This window comes from Variovorax sp. P4_D9 (assembly GCF_056401695.1).
Window position 1 is genome coordinate 1 of record NZ_JBFUIU010001635.1, and the last position, 808, is coordinate 808.

Here is an 808-nt window from a genome sequence, read left to right on the forward strand (position 1 = left end):
AGCCTGAACAACGCGATGCTGATCGTGGCGGGCTCGCTGGTGGAGCCTGAACAACGCGATGCTGATCGTGGCGGGCTCGCTGGTGGGCTCCTCGGGTGCGATCCTGAGCTACATCATGTGCAAGGCGATGAACCGCTCGTTCTTCAACGTGATCCTGGGCGGCTTCGGCGGCGAGGCGGCCACGGCGGCCACCGGCGCCCAGGAGCAGCGCCCGGTGAAGAGCGGCAGCGCCGACGATGCGGCCTACATGCTGAGCAACGCCGAGACGGTGATCATCGTGCCGGGCTACGGCCTGGCGGTGGCKMGMGCSCAGCACGCGGTGAACGAGCTGGCCGAGAGGCTSACCCACAAGGGGGTGACGGTGAAGTACGCGATCCATCCGGTGGCGGGCCGSATGCCGGGCCACATGAACGTGCTCTTGGCCGAGGCCGAGGTGCCCTACGACCAGGTCTTCGAGATGGAGGACATCAACGGCGAGTTCGCGCAGGCCGACGTGGCGATCATCCTGGGGGCCAACGACGTGGTGAACCCGGCCGCGCTCACCAAGGGCACGCCGATCTACGGCATGCCGATCCTGGAGGCCTACAAGGCCAAGACGGTGATCGTGAACAAGCGCAGCATGGCCGCGGGCTACGCGGGCCTGGACAACGAACTCTTCTACATGGACAAGACCATGATGGTCTTCGGCGACGCCAAGAAGGTGGTCGAGGACATGGCCAAGGCGATCGGCTCGTAGCTTCATCGTTTCATCCAACTTCCGGCAGTTGACTGCGGGATTTAGATTCATCCGTGCAAACCACATCACCGT

1 pseudogene is annotated in these 808 nt (G+C 64.5%); it reads left to right on the forward strand.

What is annotated here, in order from left to right:
• Positions 1-40 precede the first annotated feature (40 nt).
• A pseudogene (locus AC1DY5_RS57425) lies at positions 41-736 on the forward strand (NAD(P)(+) transhydrogenase (Re/Si-specific) subunit beta); the annotation flags it as partial.
• Positions 737-808 lie beyond the last annotated feature (72 nt).